Raw genomic sequence first — 16,762 nt, 5'->3', positions numbered from 1 at the left:
CCATTTCGCCTCCTCCATCAAGGAAGCCGCGAGGAGAACCTTCTGTTCCGCCCATCGATTGCTCGGAATACTCCAGGAGTTCGCATCGGGAGACAGTACGGAACACTCATCATCAAAAGAAAGTTCCCGCCCCTCAGGTTTCCGGTCGATGTCAGAAGTAGCGGCTGGGCAGGTCAGCTAGCGGGCCATCAGCGTCGCTTTGGCTCCGCGCGCACGAAGTCAGGTTTACCCCTGACAGCCGACCCTGATGAGAGCGTCGCGGGCGGTCGAAACGGGCCAGAAGCAGAAGCGCGGGCTGCGTCGCTCATGCAACGCCCAAAGCAATCAGGATGCGCCAAGCAACAAAAGAAAGGTAGGCGAACCCACCAAACAAAAGGAAAAGATTTCCCTTTTTTCGTTGATTCGCATCGAATGGCTCCGAGCGATCTAGGCCCACTACGAGTTCACTAAAAAACCAGCTCCGTGCGAGATGCCTACCAATCACGACGATTGCAATGCAAAGTGACAGCTCTGCAAAGGCGCGATCACTATAGAGAGCAAAAAGACTTCGAGTCGTTGGGATTAGCATCAGAAACGCAAACATTGAGTCGAAGACCCTGAACCTGTTTATCGCCTCTTGAAGTGCATGTTCACGAGCAACGTCGGTTACGATGTAACCGAAAGACGTTGTCCCGTTGTCGTAGAATAGAGTGCGGCCATCCCGATCTCTAAAAAGAAAGGGTCCGCCACGATATTTAGCTAATGACGATCCAGCCGTTTTGTCGGTGCTCATCTAAAGCATTTTTGTGTTGAGGTAGTAGTCGAAAGCCAAGCATTTTTCTAAGGTTGTATATTGGTCGAACGTCAACCTTCCGCATAATGAACGGCTCAAATTTTAGCGAAGCACTTAAAAGGTCCGCTTCGGGTCATTCGCGTCGATCTCGATCTGTGCGGTCGATATCGGGTTTACCCCTGACTGCCGACATTTAGGCACCGAGCAGACTTCGTCGCGATGGGCCACAGGCGGCAAGAACGCCCTTCAAACTGCTCGCGTAACAGATGATGGGGTCGGCCGGGCTTGCCATTGCCGCAACCTGATCCGGCGTCTTCCGGCGACGGCCAACCGGTGCTGTACAAGCCCCGGTTTCAACTGGGCTGCCTTGCACTCTCCTCCCCTTGTCCACAATCCCTCTGGTATCCAATTCTTCGGATGATAATTTTTTCGGATGAAGGGATACGAATATCGCCCGGCCGGCGCGGAGCCGGTCGAGAGCTTCACGGCGCCGGGTCGAAATGCGTAAGCATTGTTGCCCTTTGTTTCCGTTAGATAAGCGGCCTCAGCGGCTTGTTGCTGCAACGCGACCGGAGATATCGTTCTACGCTGAAAGATTCAGGGACGTGCCATGGGCACCGAGACACACTTGCGGATCAATCCAGCGCGCAAGGAAGAGACGACTTCGAGACTACCACCACGTGTCTGGGCCGGCGGCGTGGCCGTTCGCAGCATTTTCCTGATCATTCTCGTCATTCTGACGGCGCGGGTGGCAAGCCCGCAGATGGAGCGCCTGTCTTCGGTCTACGAAACACCCGGCGATCTCATCCGCGTGCTGATGGGCATTGCGGTTTGCGCGTGGTTCATCGTCAATGTCTTCAGGCTCCCCAAGGACTCTGGTGCCTATCGGACGTGGCTGTACCTGGGCCTTGCGCTGCTGCCGCTTGCGGCACTTTGCGCCTACGTGGTCTGGTGAACCGGTCACGACTGCGATTCCCTCGCCGGCCTGGCGGCCTGCGATCACGGGGCGGAGACGTCACGCTCAGCCAGCGCGATGAGATGCAGCTAAATCGTCATCGCACCTCAGCTCTTTGATCGAGAGCTCTTTAATTGAGAGCTCTTTGATTGAGCATGATCTTTTCGGGAAAACCGCTGCACTCTTCCGGATCATGCTTCAAAGCCGCTTTTTGCGGATCGACAATCGACTATTTGCCTTCCGCATCTGCAACCACGTTCGGCGCCGGCACATCGCCCACCGTGCATTGACGCCAATCCGGAACCGTGCAGTTCGAAGGCCAGTTGCCGCCAAGGGCCATGAAAAGCGCCGCGGTATCGGACAGACGGTTGGCCTCGGCCTGTACCCGGATGACCGCCGCATTGAGATAGGTCTGCTGCCCGTTGAGCACGGAGAGCTGATTGACCTGGCCCTCCTCAAGCTGCTTCTGGACGATGTCGAGACTCGCCTTGGCGGCATCTTCGGCGCGGCGCGCGGCACGGATCGCCTTGGCGTCCGCCTGCAAGGCCCGCAAGGCATCGGCGACGTTCTGAAAGGCGGTGATGACGGTGGCGCGATATTGCGCCTCCGCCTGCTCCAGCGCAGCCTCGGCCGCCTTCTGCTTGTGATAGAGCGTCAGGCCGTCGAAGATCGGCGCCGTCGCAGCAGCGCCCAGGGTGAAGAAGCCGGTGCCCGGCGCGAACGCCTGCGGCCAGTTGAATGCGGCCGAGCCGCCATTGGCCGACAGCGTGATGTTCGGCAGGCGGGCCGCGATCGCAACGCCAACTTGCGCCGCCGCGGAATGCATGTTGGCTTCCGCGGCCCGGACGTCAGGTCGGTGATCGACCAGCTTGCCCGGCACGCTGATCGGCAGATTGGTCGGCAACTTCAGATGTGCCAGATCGAACTTCTGCCGGATCTCGTCAGCCGCATATTGCCCGGCTAGCGAGGTCAGGAGATCGCGCTGCTGGGCCAACTGCTTTTCAAGCGGCGGCAGCAATTCCTCGGCTTGCGCCAATGCGGCATCCTGCGCCAGCACGTCCGCCTGCGAGGCCTGACCGAAGTTCTGCTGCCGCTTGAGGATGTCGAGCAGGTGTTTCTCGATCGCGATGATCCGCTCGGTCGCTGCGATCTGCCCGCGCAAGGAAGCTTCCTGGATCGCCGCCGTCACCACATTGCTGGTCAGCGTCAGATAGGCGGCCTCGAGCTGGAACAGTTGCTGTTCGGTGGTGGCATCCAGGCTCTCGACCGCGCGAAGGTTGCCGCCCCAGATATCCGGTACGAACGACACGGTGAGTTGGTTGGTCACCAGCGAGAACTCGTATTGCGGTCCGAGAAGCGGAACTGCGGGAATCTGCTGCGGATTGGCGATCAGCAATTGCTGGGTCGTCGAGTTGCCTGTTACTTGAGGGAGGAACAGGCCGCGCTGGGCCAGCGCGTTGTAGCGGGCGACCTTGATCGCGGCTTCCGCGGCCTGCAGGTTGGGATTGTGGTTGACCGATTCCTTGACCAGTTCATTCAACGGGCGGGATTTGAACGCCGCCCACCAGCGCGTCGAAACATCCTCCCCGCTCAGGAATCGCTGACCGGGAATATTGGGCGCCCCCTTGCCGGGATCGGCCGACGCCAGCCTTCCTTTGACGTAGCCGGTGACGTCAGGCGCCGGTGCCGGACTGAAATTCGGCCCCACCGCGCAGCCGGCGACGGCCAAGGACATCGCCAAAACGGCCAGGCTGGCGCCAGCGCGGAATTTTGTACGTTGGCCGCTAGCCATCGGGTGCGCCTTCAGTGACTACGGCCGGCTCGCCGGCGATTGCGACGTGTGCGGCGTCTCTGGAGAGGAAAATCTTTCGAAGTGCCGGTGCCACTACCAGGAGAAGCAGCGGCCCGACGAACATACCACCTACGACGACGGTGGCCAGAGGACGTTGCACCTGGCTACCGATGCCGTGGGAAATTGCCGCCGGGAACAGGCCGACCCCGGCGGACAACGCGGTCATCAGCATCGGCCGCATCCGCTGCTCGGCACCGTGGAATACCGCCTCGGCGACCTCCATGCCCTGCGCCCGCAGCTCGCGAAAATAGGTGATGTTCAGGATACCATCCATGACCGCCACGCCGAACAGCGAGATAAAGCCGATCGCGGCCGAGACGGAGAAATCGAGCCCGGCAAAATAGAGCGCGATCAGGCCGCCACCGATGGCAAAGGGAATGCCGGCGACGGACAACAGGCTGTCCCGCAGCGAATTGAACAGGCCGTAGAGCAGCACCATGATCAGGAGCAGCGTGATCGGCACCACGATCATCAGGCGCCGCTTGGCAGCCTGAAGGCTGTCGAATTCACCAGCCCAGACGAGCTGATAACCGTTCGGAAGCCTGACGGCCTTGCCGACCCGCTCCTGCGCTTCGGCCACCGTGCCGCCGAGGTCGCGGCCGCGCACGCTGAACTTGATCGGAATATAGCGCTGGCTGCGCTCGCGATAGATGAACGAAGCGCCGGTATCGAGCGTGATGCTGGCGAGTTCGCTCAGGGGTACGTAGCCGTTGACGCCCGACGGCGTCGAATAGGCGACCTTCAGGTTCCGAACCGCGTCGATACTGCTGCGGTATTTGGGGTCGAGCCTGACGGCCAGATTGAACTGCCGGTCACCCTCCAGAATGGTGGTCGCGGTCGTGCCGCCGAGCGCAGCCTGAACGACGGTGTTGACGTCGCCGGTGTTGAGTCCATAACGGGCGGCCTTGTCGCGGTCGATCCTGATATTGAGATTGGGCTGGCCAAGCAGGTGGAAGATTCCGAGATCCGCTACGCCGCGAACCTTCGCCATCTCGTCCCTCACCTGGGTCGCGAGCTTTTCGAGCACCTCCAGATTGGGCCCGATGACCTTCACCGAATTGGCGCCCTTCACGCCCGAGAGCGCCTCCTCGACATTGTCCTGGATATACTGCGAGAAGTTGAAGCCGATGCCGGGCAATTCCTCCGCGAACTCGTGCTGGAGCTCTTCCGTCAGCTTTTCCTTGGTCAGGTTGGGCGGCCACTCGTCGAAGGGCTTGAGCGGGGCAAACAACTCCACGTTGGAGAACGGCGACGCGTCGCTGCCGTTGTCGGGCCGCCCGTGTTGCGACACCACGGTGATCACCTCCGGATGTCTGAAGAGAATTTCCCGCATCTTTCGGGCAGCTGCGGTGCCTGCCTCGAGCGACATCGTCGAGGGCATCGAGGCGCGGATCCAGAAATTGCCTTCTTCAAGCGCAGGCAAGAACTCGCTGCCGAGGCGCGAGGCCGCGATCGCGCTCATGCCCAGAAATATCACGCCTAGCGCTACCGCGATCTTCAGGTTCGACAGCGCCCAGCGCAGCACCGGCGTATATGCCTTGCGCAATCGCTGCACGATGAAGGTCTCGGTCTCCTCGATGTGCTTGGGCAGCAGCAGCGAGGCCAACACCGGCGTTACCGTAAAAGTGGCGAGCAGTGCGCCGGCAAGCGCATAACCGTAGGTTCGCGCCATCGGCCCGAAAATCTGACCCTCGACGCCCTGCATCGTGAACAGCGGCACGAAGGCGGTGACGGTTATTGCGGCGGTAAAGAAGACGGCCTTGTCGACCTGGAGCGCGCTGACGAAGATCATGCGCAGCCGCTCGTTCCACGTCGGGCTGCCGGAGGTTTGATTGTGCGCAGAAGTGGGATCCGGCCCCCAGTAACCCTCAGACAGATGCTGAAGCAATGTCTGCCGGCTCCCGGCTGAGGATTGGAAATTCCGGTAGATATTTTCCATCATGATCACGGCGGAATCGACGATGATGCCGAAATCGACCGCGCCGAGCGACAGAAGGTTGGCATCCTCGCCCTGCAAGACGAGGATGATGATGGCGAAGAACAGCGCGAACGGAATATTGGCGCTGACGATGATGGCGCTGCGCAGGTCGCCGAGGAATATCCACTGGATGAGGAACACCAGCACGCATCCGAAGATCAGATTGTGCAGAACCGTGCGCGTGGTGACGCCGACCAGCGAGCTGCGGTCGTAATAGGGGACGACCTTGACGCCGGACGGCAGGCTGCCGTCGCTGTTGAGTTTGGCGACCTCAGCCTGCACTTTCGGAATGATGTCGTTGGTGTGCTGGGTCCGCCCCATCACCACGATGGCGGTGGCGACATCGTCGTCGTGGTCGCGGCCGGCGATACCGAGCCGCGGTACGTAGCCGACCGAAACGTTGGCGACATCCTTGACCTGGATCGGAAGGCCGTTCGACTGCGTCAGAACGACGTTCTCGATATCCTTGACCTTGTAGCCCTTGGTGACGTCATCGGCGCCGCCGGAGTCGACAAGCCCAACGCCGCGAATATTGACCGATTGCTGCCCAATGGTGATTTCCCGTCCGCCGACATTGATATTGGCATTGCCGAGCGCAGCGACGAGCTGCGGAATGGTTATGTTGTAGGCTTCGAGCTTTTGCAGGTCGGCATCCACATTGAACTGCTTGGTCGTGCCGCCCCAGGCGTTGATCTGCACGACACCCGGTATCGTCAACAACCGGCGGGCGACCACGTAATCCTGCAGCGTGCGCAGGTTGGTCAAGCCGAAATGTCGAGGACCGACCAGCTGGTAGCGATAGATTTCGCCGACCAGGCTGGATTGCTGGATCTGAGGGACCTGGTTGCCCGGCAGGTTGACGTTTTGCTGCAGACTGATCGACGCCTGGCTCAGCGCGAAATAGAAGTCGACCCCGTATTTGAAGGTGACGCGAACGAACGACAGGCCGTAAAACGAGGTCGAACGGATGTTGACGACGCCAGGCGTCGGGTAGAGCCCGACCTCCATCGGGATAGTATAATATTTCTCCATCTCTTCGGCCGAGAGGCCCGCCGCCTGCGCCGTGATCTCCAGAATGACCGGAGCCGGATTGGGATAGGCTTCGACGTTCAGCTTCGAGAAGGCAACGAGCCCGGCTCCACAAAAAACAGCAAGACCCAGCACGATGATCGCACTGCGCGTCAGACCGAACCCGAGCAAGGACTTGATCAACTGATACCGCCGTCCAGATCCTGACGAATAGCACTCGCTATCCGGCGTCGCCCAATACCAGCTTGTTGCTCAGGAAAATCGCGCCGTGCTGGACGACGGTCTCATCCGGAGAGAGTCCTGAGAGGATTTGCGTCCAGCCGTCCTGCGCCAGGCCCGTCGTCACAGTTCGTTTGACGAAATGGCGGCCATCCTTTGTGGACCACACCGTCATCGTGCCGTCGCCTTCCCTCACCACGCCTTCCGCAGGCACGGCGAGCGAATGACCGGCATCACCGACACGAATGACGAAGCTTGCAAACATTCCCGACCGCAGCAGATGTTCGGGATCGTCGATTTCCGACCGCACGAGCTGGCGATGCGTATTGGGATCGATCATCGCGCCGAGCGCGGTCACGCGGCCGGTGAACACCTTGTTCGGATAGGCCGGCACCGTGACTTCGACATGCTGCCCGAGCTTGTAGGCAGGCGCATCGGTCTCAATGACGTTTGCCAGCATCCACATGGTCGAGAGATCTGCGACGGTGAAGGGAGCCGGCGCACTGCCGGGCTGCGTCAGCAATCCCGGCGCCGCGTTGCGGGCAACGATCCGGCCCGAGATCGGGCTCGGCACGACGAGCGTGGAATCGAGTTTGCGGTCGTTGACGATCTGGTCGATTTCCGCATCGCTCTTGCCGAAGATGCGAACCGCGTCCTTGGCCGCCTTGAAGTTGCCCTCGGCAGTCTGCTCATCGGAGGTCGACTGATCGACGTCTCTCTGGGCACTGCCGCCCGACTTCAGGAGATTGATGGCGCGCGCCAGTACTTTCTTTTGCAGGTCGAGCACGCCGGCGCTCGCGAGCAGCGTCGATTCCGCCTGCAACAGGTCAGGACTGTCGATCGTGAACAAAACGTCGCCAGCCTTCACTTCGTCGCCGATGTTGTAGAACGCCTTGAGGATTTTGCCCTGGTACTGCGAAAAGACCTGGACCAGCAGGTTTTCGTTGAAATCAATCGTACCGACGGCCGTCTTCCGAATGACGAAATCACGCGACGCCACCGGCCCGATCTTGAGCGCGGCAGCCTGCTTCTCCGTGAGATCCACGCTCTGATCAGCGCCGGCCGGTTGCACCGACTCGATGGAAGCGACCTTTTCCTTCCTGACGGATTGCCCGTCGGCGAATCCGATAAAGCCCCTGCCCCAAAACAGCGCAACCCCGCCGATCACAATGGCGGCGGGCCAGATCGCACCTGATTTTGCCAGCTTTCCGAAAACGCTCACACGTAAGTCCTCAACATCGCCCCACGTTCCGTCATGCTGCGTTACAGTATCGCGCTTACACCGGCCTTACGCGTTTGTCGGAATCAGACAAAGACAGCTTCTTATAATAAAAACAGCCGGAACAATGGGATAACTGCAGATTGCCCAGAGATTCTTCGCTTGCTGGAGCCGCCCTAAAACCATTGCCTGAGACCAAGAGTCGAAAATCCGGCGGTTTCCCATCTGCTTGTCGCACCATTGTCGTTTTTGGCGCTGCATTGGCCCGCGTATGGCGCCCGGACGGGAAAATCGGTTCCGCGATTCAACTGTCTGATCATATTGGCCCGGCCGAATATCGCGAAGTTCTTGTCGGGCGCTATCCCAAGTTAAAGCGCCATTGGATGCAAATGCATCCTTCCGCCTCCGGCTAGCAAATCGGCCCTACAGGCCGGGCCGCGGCTATCTTCAGCCGCACCGCTCGCCGGGAAAGGTCAGCGAAGACCGGCCTCCGCGCGACTCGGGTAGAATCCCGGGACGTGGCGGCCGCTTGATTTTATCGTGCCCGGCACGCAGTCTCGCGCCGGAGATCACGGCGCCCACCGGACTTCGGCGGAAATAGCCAGAAGGAAACAACCATGAAGCGTGCTTCTGCTGCCGCGTTCGTGCTGGCCAGCGCCATCGCAGCGACGACATCCGCCGAAGCACAGGCAGACGGGGATGGCTTGCGCCGCTGCACGGCGCGCGTCGCTTACGCGGAAGAGTTGCCGTTTGCACCGATCGGCAATTGGCTCGTCAACGTGACGTTCCAGATCACGCCGCAGCACGGCGCTCCTTATTACACTACCCTGCAAGAGCGGATGCCGTGGCAGGGGCCGCCGCCGCGTCGCGGCCAGGTATTCAACGTGTGGTGCGATCCGGCCAATCTCAACGACCTGCGTCTCACCCGAACCCGCTCGCCGTTCTGATCGGAACAAGCGGCCCGCCTCCGAACTTAACGTCAAGAGCGCACGGCTTGGCCCGGAGGCGAGGCTTGGCCTGACGTAAGTCTCTTATGAGGCCACCACCATCCCCGATGGAGAAACGTCATGGTTCAGCTTCATTCCGTTTCCGATCGAACGCAGGTTCTCGAGACGATGATCGGACTGACGCGCCTGTCGTATCTGCAGCGTGCGATCATCGCCGGCCATGGCGGGACGGAGCTCTATCACAGGCTCAGGCGACGCGGCTTCATGCGCGTGACGACCATCTCGACGAGCCGGTCTCCTCGGAGGCAACACGCCGTCGGTCTGATCGCGGACCGCGGCTCGATCGCCCTAGACAAAGCCCTCACCGACATATCCCCTTTCCTCAGCGCCAGCGCGACCATTGCCGTTCTGATCGAAGCCGACGAAAGCAGCTCCGGCCTCGACATTCGAGCGAAGCTCCAGCAGTTGGGCTTTCAGATCGAAGCCGGCGTTCGCTGTCAGCAAGGACTTGTACTGTCCGCCTGCCGCCAAGGCTTGAGCCGGATGGAGCGGGCGGCATGAGCCTCTGCCGACTGCCCTGAAGGCGCGTCAAAGATAAACCCGGCCGCCTTGAAGGCGACCGGGCTTTTTTCGAAACGAAGCAAGCCTGTTGAAAAAGCCTATTGAAAGAGCCTCATCGAATTGATGAGGGTCTGCATCACTCCAAAAATCAGGGGGATGCCGACAAAGCCCCAGGCGAGGATCAACTGCAGGGTGGTCGTGGGATGATCTTGGGTGCTCATGAAGATGTTCCTTATGCCCGAGCCGCAGCCGGCGCCGTCGCGTTCGCAGTTTGAGGATTGCTGCCGCGCGGATCATCGGCCTTCATGTGATAACGCGCATCGACGGCCTTGACGAAGAAATTGCAGATGAAGCCGATCACCAGCAGCCCGGCCATGATGTACATGGTGACGTTATAGGCATGGGCCTTCGGCACGCCGTGGGTGACATTGTACTCGCGGATATAGTTGATGAGCACCGGGCCGAAAATGCCGGCCATCGACCATGCCGTGATCAGCCAGCCATGGATGGCCCCCACATAGCGGGTGCCGAACATATCCTTGAGATAGGCCGGGACGGTGGAGAAGCCGCCGCCGTACATGCTGATGATGATCAGGAAGCAGATCACGAAACCGCTCACACTGCCGATCCGGCCCATGTAGGGCACGGTGCAGTACAAGGCGATGCCAAGCAACATGAAGACGAAGTAGGTGTTTCGGCGGCCGATATAATCCGAGATCGAGGCCCAGCCGAACCGGCCTCCCATGTTGAACAGACTCATGAGCCCGACAAATCCCGCTGCCGCCACCGGGGTCACACGCCCGGGGAACATTTCCTGGCTCATCGCCGAGGCCTGTCCCAGCACGCCGATGCCGGCGGTGACGTTGAGGCAGAGCACCCACCAGATCAGCCAGAACTGCGGCGTCTTGATCGCGTCGTAAACGAACACGTCGTTCCTGGTGATCAGCTTCTTCGTCTGCTCCGGCTCGACATAGCCCTCAGGCTTCCAGCCCGGCGCCGGAACACGCACGATGATCGAGCCGACGATCATGAAGACGAAATAGACGGCCCCCAACACAGCGAAGGTCGGCGCGACGCCGATATGGTGAGAGGTCCGGAATACGCTCATCAGCCAGACCGAGAGCGGAGAGGCGATGAACGCACCGCCGCCAAAGCCCATGATCGCCATGCCGGTGGCCATCCCGGGGCGGTCGGGGAACCACTTGATCAGGGTCGAGACCGGCGAGATGTAGCCGATGCCGAGCCCAATGCCGCCGAGCAGACCGTAGCCGAGATAGACCAGCCAAAGCTGGTGTATGGAAACGCCGAAGGCGGAAACGAAGAACCCGCCCGCCCAGCAGCAGGCGGCCGTGAACATGGCTTTGCGCGGCCCGCCTTCCTCGACCCACCGGCCGAAAATCGCGGCTGAGAAGCCGAGCACGAAAATCGCTATCGAGAAGATCCAGCCCAGGTCGGTCAGCTTCCAATCCCCAGGCGCGGATTGCGTGAGGCCGAGCAACCTGGTCATCGGCAGATTGAAGACGCTGAAGGCATAGGCCTGCCCGATGCAAAGATGCACGCACAGCGCAGCCGGTGGCACCATCCACCGGCTGAATCCGGGCCTTGCGACCGTATGTTCCCGATCCAAGAAAGATAAGAGACTCATGATCCGTTTTCCTCCCCTGGCAGCTGCCCTTTGCCGGACATTCCTGCCGTCCACGGCCGGCTTTTAGCCTAAGCCAAATTTCCGCTGAAGGTACCTGATCCCAGTGCTGCTCCGCACAATTTCCTGCGTTCATCGAAACTGCGCACGACTCAGCCGTTAACGCTACGGCACCCCTCTCCCATCCCGCGCGCAGTGGGGCAGAACCTCGGCCTTATGTCGATAGGCAAATGGTATCGTTTTCCACCGGGATTATGGTTCCGGAGCAACGCGATGCAGCGACTTTATTCCTTTTGCAGTGCGCCGAGCGGGCCACTGAGACTCCCAGGCGAGCCATGCGCCTTCTCGATTACAAAGACGATCCGCGCTTCGCTGCGCTCGGCGATTTCCACCCTGTCTCCAGTCTGACGAACCAGGCTCGGAATGTCGATCACCGCCAGCGGATCGGTGCAATGGACCTCCAGCACCTCGCCCGGTGACAGGCGCTTGAGGGCCTTGGCCGTCCGCAGCGCGGGCAGCGGACATTTAAGTCCGGTGAGATCAATCCTGATCGCCGTCATGCCGCTTCTCTAGGCCTGGCCGACATGTGCCGCCAGCACATCTTCAACTCGAACCGCATATTCGTGGATCATCGCAGCAACCGCGGCGATGTCATCGACATGGACCACGGGAAGCGTGGTCTTGACGGCAATATCGGCGGCGATTCCGGCGATGGCAGGATCGTGCGGGAACAGTGGCGGTTTGCCGTTCGCCTCACGATAGACCTCGATCTTCGGATGCGGCTCCGATTTGAAGCCCTCGATCACCACGAGATCGACCGGCGACATTTTCTTCAACAGCTCCGGCAGTTCCGGCTCCGCCGCGCCGCGCAATTCGTGCATCAAGGCCCAGCGCTTGCCCGACGACACCAGCACCTCCTCCGCGCCCGACTGCCGATGCACCCAGGAATCCTTGCCCGGCACGTCGACGTCAAATCCGTGATGGGCGTGCTTGATGACGGAGACGCGCAGCCCCTCCTGACGCAGAAAGGGAATGACGCGCGATATCAGGGTGGTTTTCCCTGCCCCGCTCCATCCCGCAATCCCGATCACCTTCATCGTTGCACCCGCTTCGCCGATCGGCTGCAAGCCTTATATCGGCCGACGGCCTTTGTCATGCTAGCTTGGCCCTCATGATGAACAGCACGACCGCAGCGGATGGCCTGCCGCCGACGCCTGGCATTTTGCTCGCCGGCGGCCTTGCGCAGCGGTTGGGCGGCGGCGACAAGCCGATGCGCAGCATAGCCGGGCGCACCATTCTCGAGCGTGTTATTGCGCGGCTTCGTCCGCAATGCGCCTGTCTCGTCCTCAACGCCAACGGCGATCCGGCGCGCTTCGCCGGCTGCGGACTGCCGGTGGTTGCGGATTCGCTCGCTGATTTTCCGGGTCCGCTGGCCGGCATTCTCGCCGGACTCGACTGGGTTGCCGCAAACCGGCCCGATGCCGGCTGGATGCTGAGCGCCGCCGCGGATTGCCCGTTTCTGCCGCGCGATCTGGTGGCGCGCCTGCATGAGGCTCGTGCCCGCCAGACCGCGCAGATCGCGGTCGCTGCTTCCGCCGGACAGATGCACCACGTGATCGGATTGTGGAGTGTTGCCCTGCGCGAGGAGCTTCGCCATGCGCTCACCGCCGAAGGCATCCGGAAAGTCGAACGCTGGGCGGCCCGCTATCGAATCGCGACCGTGACGTGGCCGGTCGAGCCGCTCGATCCGTTCTTCAATGCGAATACGACAAAGGACCTGGCGGAGGCCGAAAGGCTCGCCGTCCTGGACGACGGATGAACTTCGCGGCGCACCCCGATCGGCCGCCCTCGCGTTGACGAAGCCGGCCAAATGACGAATGAATAGGCCAATCGCGGGCCGGCCCGAGCGTTCGGCCGATCCGTCAGAACGAGCCAAACAAAAAGGCCAAGCAACAGGCCAAGGGAGACAACGATGTTCGCCTGGAAGATGGCATCCAGCCCGGTGGGCACATGGGCGGCGCTGACGCTGACCGCAGCGATGGCGGCCCCTTTGCCTGCAGCGGCGCAAATCTCCGATGATGTCGTCAAGATCGGCGTCCTTACCGACATGAACGGGCCCTCCTCCTCGGCCGACGGCCCGGGATCGGTCACGGCGGCGCAGATGGCTGTCGATGATTTCGGCGGGAAGGTGCTGGGCAAGCCGATCAGCGTGGTCGTCGGCGATCATCAGATCAAACCGGACGTCGGCGCCAGCATCGCCCGGCGCTGGTACGACACCGAGCAGGTCGACCTGATCGTGGACGTGCCGGTGTCGGCGGTCGGACTTGCCGTGCAGAACGTCGCCAACGAAAAAAAGCGCCTCCTCATCGTGCATTCGACCGGCACCGCCGACTTCCACGGCAAGTACTGCTCGCCCTACGCGATCCAGTGGGTGTTCGACACCCGCGCGCTCGCCGTCGGCACCGCGCAGGCCGTGGTGAAACGCGGCGGCGACAGCTGGTTCTTCCTGACCGACGACTATGCGTTCGGCCACGCGCTCGAAAAGGATGCATCCGCCGTCGTCACCAGGAATGGCGGCAAGGTCGTCGGTTCGGTGCGCCTGCCCTTTGCCTCGCCGGACGTCTCCTCGTTCATCCTGCAGGCGCAGGCCTCGAAGGCCAAGATCATCGGCATCGCCGCGGGTCCGCCCAACAACATGAACGAGATCAAGACCGCCGGCGAATTCGGTCTGTTCAAGGGCGGTCAGCAGATGGCCGGCCTGCTCGCCTTGATCACGGACGTTCATTCGCTCGGCCTGCCCGCCGCGCAGGGCCTGTTGCTGACCACGTCGTTCTACTGGGACATGGACGACAAGACGCGGGAATGGTCGAAGCGCTTTTTCGCCAAGATGAACAAGATGCCGACGATGTGGCAGGCCGGCGTCTATTCTTCCGTGATGAACTACCTCAACGCAGTGAAGGACTCCGGCACCGACGATCCGCTGAAGGTCGCGGCCAAGATGCGCGAAAAGCCGATCGACGATTTCTTTGCCCGGCACGGCCGCCTGCGCGAGGACAATCTGATGGTGCACGACCTGTTCCTGGTGCAGGTGAAGACGCCGGCCGAGTCGAAATATCCCTGGGACTATTACAAGGTGCTGACCACCATCTCCGGGGCGGATGCGTTCGGCCCGGCGGAGCCGGCCTGTCCGCTGGTGAAGAAATGACGGCCAACGGCTGTCATTCCGGGATGCGCCGTCACGACATCCCGGAATGACAGCAATGGCTGGGAGTGCGCCTACGGTCGCCCCCTCACGGTTTCGCCACGCCAATCTCGCGCAGGTATTTCATCACGCCGGGATGGATCAGCGACGGATCGGGCGCGGCGGAAAGCGTGTTCGCCGCGGTGGTCTCGCAGGCCTGCGACAGCTTCCTGCATAGCGCCGCCTCGTTCTCGTGCAGCGTGCGGATCAGCCGATAGGCTATGTCGTCCGGCAGGTCGGCGCGCGTCAGCACGAAACCCCACGACCCCAGCGAATCGATCGGCGCGGTCTGGCCGGGATAGCTGCCGGCCGGAATCGTCATCGGCTTCAGGAACGGATGCCTGGCGCGGATGCGCGCGATCTCCTCCGCCGTGGGCGCGATGAAGCGCGCGCCGGGCTGGCTTTTCGCCATCGTGGTGAAGCCGGGCCAGCCGGAGCCCGCCCCCCAGAGCGCGGCGGCGCGTCCGTCGAGCACCATCGCCGGGCCGTCGCCGGCGTGATCGAGATAGATCGCCTTGAAGTCCTCATCCTGCTTCAAGCCCAGGGCGTCGAGGATGAAGCGCGACATCACCGGCAACCCCGAGCCCTTCGCGCCGAAGGCAACGGGCTGGCCGACCAGGTCCTGGATCTTCTTGTAAGGGCTGTCCGCGCGCACCACGAACATGCCCGGGCTCGAATACATCGCCACCAGGATCTTCAACGGCGTCACCGGCCGCTTGATGCCTTTGAACGCCTCGTAGGCGGGCTCGCCGGCGACGAGCCCGAGATCGAGCTTGCCTTCCTCGAGCAGCGGAATGTTCTCGTAAGACCCTTTGGTGTTGCGCGGCGCGATGACGAGCGCCGGATCGGCGCTGTTCATCACGGCCGCAAAATTGTCACCGAACAGCGGAAAGCCGCCGCCCGGCGTCGCCGTGCCCAGGCTGATCGTGGTCTGCGAAATGGCCTTGCCTCCCTCTTGCGCCGCCGCGCCGCCTGCGAGCAGCAGCATCGAGGCCAAAACCATGGACGTTATTTTCGTCATCTTCTTTTCTCGTGATCCTCGCATCCAACCATGCTTTCATACATCACCGGATTTGCCTACACTCGCTCCTGAACCAAAGCCCGGCCACGGTGTCGCGAAGACGCGCAGGCCGGAAGGAGCAGTTGCCATGACAACATTGCGTGCGGCGATCATCGGTCTGATCGGTCTTGTCGGCATCGTGGGCGGGGCGCAGCCCGCGCTTTCCGCCGATTATCCGAACCGGCCGGTGCGCTGGCTGATCGGCTTTTCCGCCGGCGGCCCGGTCGATGTGGTGGCGCGCATCATGGCGAACTGGCTGTCGGACCATTTCGGCCAGCAGTTCGTGGTGGAAAACCGCGCCGGCTCCGGCGGCAACATCGCGGCGGCGGCGGCCGTCAACGCGCCGGGCGACGGCTACACGCTGCTGTTCGTCGCGCCGAACAACGCGATCTCGACCTCGCTCTACAAGCATCTCTCCTTCGACTTCCTCCGCGACACCGTTCCGGTAGCCAGCATCATGCAACTGCCGAACATGCTGGTCGTCTCCAACGCCATGCCGGTGAAGACGGTTTCCGAGTTCATCGCCTACTGCAAGGCCAATCCCGGCAAGGTGTCCTATGCCTCGTCGGGCTACGGCACCTCGGTGCACATGTCCGGCGAATTGTTCAAGTCGATGACCGGCTGCAACATGCTGCACGTGCCCTATCGCGGCTCGGCCATCGCCTATCCCGACATCATGTCCGACAAGGTGCAGCTGATCTTCGACAATCTGCCGGGCGCGCTGGCGCAGTCGCGCGCCGGCACGGTGCGCGCGCTCGGCGTCACCTCGCCGCAGCGCTGGCCCGGCCTGCCCGACGTTCCCGCGATCGCCGAAACCGTCCCCGGATTCGAGTCGGTCGGCTTCTACGGCATCTCCGCGCCGAAGGGCACGCCGCCGGAGATCGTCGACACCCTCAACAAGGCGGTCAACGAAGCCCTGAAGGACCCCAAGGTGATCGAGCAGCTCGCCAACACCGGCGGCATCCCGCGGCCGATGACGCCCGCCGAATTCGGTAAGCTCGTTGCCGACGAGACCGCGAAATGGCGCAAGGTGGTGGAGTTCGCCGGCGCCTCGGTGGATTGAAGGTTCGTCACGGCCACTCCTCAACTCCCGCCGTCATTCCGGGGCGCGCGTTAGCGCGAGCCCGGAATTCATTCCTCCCGGCATTCTAGCTGGCACCATGGATTCCGGGTCTGCGCCTTCCGCGCAAAATAGCTTCGCTATTTGTCGCGACGGCGTATCCCGGAATGACGTCCAGACACGCCTTCGCCATCTCGCCGCATCGTCCGCGCGAGTTTGATCAAGAA

The 16,762-nt window shown here is 61.8% G+C and carries 15 protein-coding genes; 6 read left to right on the top strand and 9 right to left on the bottom strand.

Translation table 11 applies throughout. From position 1 onward, the window contains the following. Positions 1-304: 304 nt before the first annotated feature. The gene (locus tag NEZ08_RS17595; protein WP_298109496.1) at positions 305-772 is read right to left on the bottom strand and encodes a hypothetical protein; all 468 of its coding nucleotides are present in this window, start codon (positions 770-772) and stop codon (positions 305-307) included. Between the two features lie 610 nt (positions 773-1,382). On the opposite strand from NEZ08_RS17595, the gene NEZ08_RS17590 reads away from it, so the two are divergent. After that, positions 1,383-1,727, top strand: a complete 345-nt coding sequence (locus NEZ08_RS17590) for a hypothetical protein (RefSeq protein ID WP_298109494.1) — start codon at positions 1,383-1,385, stop codon at positions 1,725-1,727. A gap of 229 nt (positions 1,728-1,956) precedes the next feature. Here NEZ08_RS17590 and NEZ08_RS17585 read toward each other — a convergent pair whose 3' ends face one another. From NEZ08_RS17585 to NEZ08_RS17575, 3 genes are read right to left on the bottom strand one after another with little or no spacing between them, the layout of a single operon-like run. Further along, a complete protein-coding gene (locus NEZ08_RS17585) occupies positions 1,957-3,519 on the bottom strand; it encodes an efflux transporter outer membrane subunit (RefSeq protein WP_298109492.1) in 1,563 nt (520 codons plus the stop codon). Next, positions 3,512-6,769 (bottom strand): efflux RND transporter permease subunit, encoded by a 3,258-nt coding sequence (locus NEZ08_RS17580; RefSeq protein ID WP_298109490.1) that lies wholly within the window; start codon positions 6,767-6,769, stop codon positions 3,512-3,514. Before NEZ08_RS17580 ends, NEZ08_RS17585 begins: the two co-directional genes overlap by 8 nt. A gap of 37 nt (positions 6,770-6,806) precedes the next feature. Then, positions 6,807-8,027 carry an efflux RND transporter periplasmic adaptor subunit gene (locus tag NEZ08_RS17575; protein WP_298109488.1) on the bottom strand — a complete coding sequence of 407 codons (1,221 nt, stop codon included), beginning with the start codon at positions 8,025-8,027 and terminating at the stop codon, positions 6,807-6,809. 614 nt (positions 8,028-8,641) lie between these two features. On the opposite strand from NEZ08_RS17575, the gene NEZ08_RS17570 reads away from it, so the two are divergent. Next, on the top strand, positions 8,642-8,971 hold the full coding sequence (locus tag NEZ08_RS17570) for a hypothetical protein (RefSeq protein WP_298109486.1): 330 nt from the start codon (positions 8,642-8,644) through the stop codon (positions 8,969-8,971). A 120-nt stretch (positions 8,972-9,091) separates the two neighbouring features. Continuing rightward, complete coding sequence (locus NEZ08_RS17565) at positions 9,092-9,532, top strand: hypothetical protein (RefSeq protein ID WP_298109484.1); 441 nt, start codon at positions 9,092-9,094, stop codon at positions 9,530-9,532. A 98-nt stretch (positions 9,533-9,630) separates the two neighbouring features. Here NEZ08_RS17565 and NEZ08_RS17560 read toward each other — a convergent pair whose 3' ends face one another. From NEZ08_RS17560 to mobB, 4 genes are all read right to left on the bottom strand, one after another. Next, complete coding sequence (locus tag NEZ08_RS17560; RefSeq protein ID WP_298109482.1) at positions 9,631-9,753, bottom strand: hypothetical protein; 123 nt, start codon at positions 9,751-9,753, stop codon at positions 9,631-9,633. A gap of 11 nt (positions 9,754-9,764) precedes the next feature. Further along, positions 9,765-11,177, bottom strand: a complete 1,413-nt coding sequence (locus NEZ08_RS17555; protein ID WP_298109480.1) for an OFA family MFS transporter — start codon at positions 11,175-11,177, stop codon at positions 9,765-9,767. A 281-nt stretch (positions 11,178-11,458) separates the two neighbouring features. Next, the gene (locus NEZ08_RS17550; RefSeq protein WP_298109478.1) at positions 11,459-11,734 is read right to left on the bottom strand and encodes a sulfurtransferase TusA family protein; all 276 of its coding nucleotides are present in this window, start codon (positions 11,732-11,734) and stop codon (positions 11,459-11,461) included. A gap of 9 nt (positions 11,735-11,743) precedes the next feature. Further along, positions 11,744-12,271, bottom strand: a complete 528-nt coding sequence (gene mobB, locus NEZ08_RS17545) for a molybdopterin-guanine dinucleotide biosynthesis protein B (protein ID WP_298109500.1) — start codon at positions 12,269-12,271, stop codon at positions 11,744-11,746. Between the two features lie 77 nt (positions 12,272-12,348). Here mobB and mobA point away from each other — a divergent pair, with 77 nt between their 5' ends. Further along, positions 12,349-12,993, top strand: a complete 645-nt coding sequence (mobA, locus tag NEZ08_RS17540) for a molybdenum cofactor guanylyltransferase MobA (protein ID WP_298109476.1) — start codon at positions 12,349-12,351, stop codon at positions 12,991-12,993. 219 nt (positions 12,994-13,212) lie between these two features. Further along, positions 13,213-14,379: an ABC transporter substrate-binding protein gene (locus NEZ08_RS17535; protein ID WP_298109498.1), complete on the top strand. Its 1,167-nt coding sequence runs from the start codon at positions 13,213-13,215 to the stop codon at positions 14,377-14,379. Between the two features lie 85 nt (positions 14,380-14,464). Here the strand turns inward: NEZ08_RS17535 and NEZ08_RS17530 are convergent, their stop codons facing one another. Then, complete coding sequence (locus NEZ08_RS17530; RefSeq protein WP_298109473.1) at positions 14,465-15,436, bottom strand: TAXI family TRAP transporter solute-binding subunit; 972 nt, start codon at positions 15,434-15,436, stop codon at positions 14,465-14,467. Positions 15,437-15,563: 127 nt separating this feature from the next. Here NEZ08_RS17530 and NEZ08_RS17525 point away from each other — a divergent pair, with 127 nt between their 5' ends. After that, positions 15,564-16,538, top strand: coding sequence for a tripartite tricarboxylate transporter substrate binding protein (locus tag NEZ08_RS17525; RefSeq protein ID WP_298109471.1), 975 nt, complete (start codon positions 15,564-15,566; stop codon positions 16,536-16,538). Positions 16,539-16,762 lie beyond the last annotated feature (224 nt).

Source organism: Bradyrhizobium sp. (assembly GCF_027451485.1).
GTDB lineage: Bacteria > Pseudomonadota > Alphaproteobacteria > Rhizobiales > Xanthobacteraceae > Bradyrhizobium.
This window is presented reverse-complemented; position numbering and strand designations above follow the sequence as displayed.

What these genes read in the sequence shown, in the direction of transcription:
- NEZ08_RS17550 (WP_298109478.1), bottom strand. Translation starts at nt 11,734, where the DNA reads ATGACGGCGATCAGGATTGATCTCACCGGACTTAAATGTCCGCTGCCC.
- NEZ08_RS17565 (WP_298109484.1), top strand. Translation starts at nt 9,092, where the DNA reads ATGGTTCAGCTTCATTCCGTTTCCGATCGAACGCAGGTTCTCGAGACG.
- NEZ08_RS17555 (WP_298109480.1), bottom strand. Translation starts at nt 11,177, where the DNA reads ATGAGTCTCTTATCTTTCTTGGATCGGGAACATACGGTCGCAAGGCCC.
- NEZ08_RS17585 (WP_298109492.1), bottom strand. Translation starts at nt 3,519, where the DNA reads ATGGCTAGCGGCCAACGTACAAAATTCCGCGCTGGCGCCAGCCTGGCC.
- NEZ08_RS17530 (WP_298109473.1), bottom strand. Translation starts at nt 15,436, where the DNA reads ATGACGAAAATAACGTCCATGGTTTTGGCCTCGATGCTGCTGCTCGCA.
- NEZ08_RS17535 (WP_298109498.1), top strand. Translation starts at nt 13,213, where the DNA reads ATGGCGGCCCCTTTGCCTGCAGCGGCGCAAATCTCCGATGATGTCGTC.
- NEZ08_RS17595 (WP_298109496.1), bottom strand. Translation starts at nt 772, where the DNA reads ATGAGCACCGACAAAACGGCTGGATCGTCATTAGCTAAATATCGTGGC.
- NEZ08_RS17560 (WP_298109482.1), bottom strand. Translation starts at nt 9,753, where the DNA reads ATGAGCACCCAAGATCATCCCACGACCACCCTGCAGTTGATCCTCGCC.
- mobA (WP_298109476.1), top strand. Translation starts at nt 12,349, where the DNA reads ATGAACAGCACGACCGCAGCGGATGGCCTGCCGCCGACGCCTGGCATT.
- NEZ08_RS17590 (WP_298109494.1), top strand. Translation starts at nt 1,383, where the DNA reads ATGGGCACCGAGACACACTTGCGGATCAATCCAGCGCGCAAGGAAGAG.
- NEZ08_RS17525 (WP_298109471.1), top strand. Translation starts at nt 15,564, where the DNA reads ATGACAACATTGCGTGCGGCGATCATCGGTCTGATCGGTCTTGTCGGC.
- NEZ08_RS17570 (WP_298109486.1), top strand. Translation starts at nt 8,642, where the DNA reads ATGAAGCGTGCTTCTGCTGCCGCGTTCGTGCTGGCCAGCGCCATCGCA.
- mobB (WP_298109500.1), bottom strand. Translation starts at nt 12,271, where the DNA reads ATGAAGGTGATCGGGATTGCGGGATGGAGCGGGGCAGGGAAAACCACC.